The 2,743-nt window shown below is 59.1% G+C and carries 1 protein-coding gene; it reads right to left on the minus strand.

The genetic code is table 11. The annotated features are described in order from the left end of the window. Positions 1–2,743 (minus strand): DUF5801 repeats-in-toxin domain-containing protein (locus HB860_RS21935; protein ID WP_247627952.1); only part of this gene is annotated, 2,743 nt, incomplete at both ends.

The raw sequence follows: 2,743 nt of genomic DNA on the forward strand, positions 1-2,743 counted from the left end.
TGCCCCCTATCACCACGTTCAGGATGCCGTCCGAGGCCGACACCGTGAAGCTGCCTGTCACCGTTTCGGTGGTGGCCGCCGCATTGGAGCCGTTCGGATTGATGCCCGACTCGTACACCAGGTGGTCCGGACCGGTCGCTGCCGCCGTCACCACCGTCGAGCTGTCGTTCGCCCCCTTGACCGTGATGGTCAGCTTGGCGATGCTCTCGTCCCCGTCTGCGTCCTTCATGGTGTACCAGACGTCGTAGCTCTGGTTGAACGCCGCCGTCAGCGCCTGGGTCGCCGGGCGGCTGTTGTCCAGCACGTACGTCCAGCTCCCGTCACCGTTCTGGACGAAGGTACCGTAGGTGCTCAGGGCCGTGACCGAGGCACTGTTGTTGTGCCCGGTGGCACTCCAGCCCACGAACGCAGCCGGCGTATCGGCACCGGAGGCGTCATTGCTCAGCACGTTGCCGCCAAGGCTCCCTGCCAGGTCTTCGGTGACGGTGCCGCCGTTTTCATCGTTCGCCTTGGGCACATCATCTTCCACATGAATGAGGAAGCTGCCGGCCAAGGTGCCAGTGCCGCCTGTGGCCTTCAGGATGCTGGTGAAATCTAGGGTCAGCAGTTCGTTGTCATCGCCATTACCCAGCAGATGATCCAGCGACTTGACCAGGTTGAACTGATAGCTGCCATTTGAACCTACCTGAAGTGTGAACACAGTCGCCCCATTGGCCGTGGCAGTCAGGGTATCACCCACTACCGTATAGACCAGCGCCACGCCACCCGAACTGGCCGGGGTTACACCACTGGTATTAGTGTTGAGGCTGATGGTCGCGGAATTGTCCGGGCCGACAATCAAGGGGGCAACGGTGCCACTGACGCTATTGGTGACGCTGTCACTGTCGGTGATCCCACTTGGCAACTCATCCTCATCGACATAAGCCTGCACCGAGCCCACATCTTCGACATACAGATGCAGGGTGGCCGTGGCCGGGTCGCCATCCTTGTCGATGAGGGTGTATTGGAAGTCCTCGGTGAGATCCCCATTCACATTGGCGGGAGCCTGATAACTCCAAGCCCCAGTGGAGAAGTTGAAGCTCAGCTTGCCACCCGCTGGGGTGGTGACGGCCGTCAATTGCTGATCGCCATCGAGCACTCCGTCCCAGCTGTAGGTGGTCGCGCCAATCTTGATGGACTGGATATAGCCCGGACCATCTGCACCATAGGCATCGTCATCCCCACCACCCACGACATTGTTAGAGCCGCTGAGCACATTGCCTTGCACCAGGCCGCCTATCACCTGATTGAGCAGGGTGTTGACCAGGTCACTGAAGTTATTTACCCGCAGCGGCATGTTGTTCGGGCCGGCATCCAGGTCGACTTCTTCCAGGCGGACATCATTGATCCCATTGCCAATGCCAATGGTAGTAACATTGACCAGCTTGGTATCGACGAAATTGTTCCAGTTGGCTGCCACCGTGTTGGTGAGTGAAGCGCCACCTGGGCCGGTTTGTTCATTGGGGTCACCATCGCTGATGAAGACCACTTGGTTGTTCCAACCCGGGAGCGGCGTGTAAGAGATCATGGTCTGCTCAATGGCATCGGTGAAATCGGTGCTGCCATTGAATGGACGTATACCGCCCGGCTCTTGTGGGTTCAAGGAGTTAACCAGATTAGTGAACGCGGTAACATTGTCGGTCGGCAAATACGCAATGGAGTCGCCGGAAAATGCCACTATCTGGATCTTGACCTGGCCGCCAGAGGTATTGAACAGCGCCTGCCCTGCGGTACGTACTGCATCCAGCATGGTATTCAGTTCGTTATTATCGATACTGCCGCTGAAGTCGAGCACGAATACCATGTTGATGTTCTGAGACTGGCCGGCAAGGACGGTAGCGTAGTCATCTTGCGCCACCGGAATGTCATCTTGCACATCGATGACGAATGACCCTTTGGTGAAGCCTGCAACCTTGTCGCCATCCCCATCGGTGGCGACCAGAACACCAGAGAAGTCGATCGGTACCGGCAGCAACTCATTGTCGCCATTCGGCAACCCTTCCTTGATGGGATGATCCAGCGGCCCCTTCAGGGTGAAGGAATAGTCACCATCGGCAGCCACCGTCAGGGTAAAGATCACTGTGCCACCCGCGCTGGCAGTCAGCACATTGCCCACCACGTTGTAACTCAGCGCCACGCCACCGCTGCTCAACCCTTGTGAGACCAGCGAGCTGACGTTGTTGGACAGACTGAATGTCCCGGGGCCATCTGCACCAAACGCCACCAGGGTGTTCAGGCTGCCCGAGGTATCGCTGGCCGTGGTGGTCTGACCGGCATTTTCATGATTACCTTCGTGAGGTGCGCCGCCCGCCAGGGTCAGAGCATCCTCCTGTACCGAGCCATGCACAGTGGGGCCTTGCCCGTTGCCAGACTGCACAGGGCCATCATCCTCGAAGCGGAACACGCCGCCGGTCCCCAGATCGATGCTGGCCTTGGCGTTGTCGCCATCGGCATCGGTAACGGTCTGCACCAGGGTCAGCACGCCGCTGTTCAGGGTCAGGCTGACGCTGTCATCATGGTTGCCGGTATTGCCGTGCCAGACATTGTCCAGCAGGTTCAGGGTCACGGCACCGGTGGCCGGATCAATGGTGAGGGTGAAGTAGCTCACCCCGTTGGCGCTGCCGGTAATGACATTGCCTACCTGGTTGAGCAGGATCTGCGCGCCCTGGCCATTGGCGGCCAGCGGATCAACCGCATAGAGGCC

The organism is Aeromonas genomosp. paramedia, assembly GCF_023093515.1.
GTDB lineage: Bacteria > Pseudomonadota > Gammaproteobacteria > Enterobacterales > Aeromonadaceae > Aeromonas.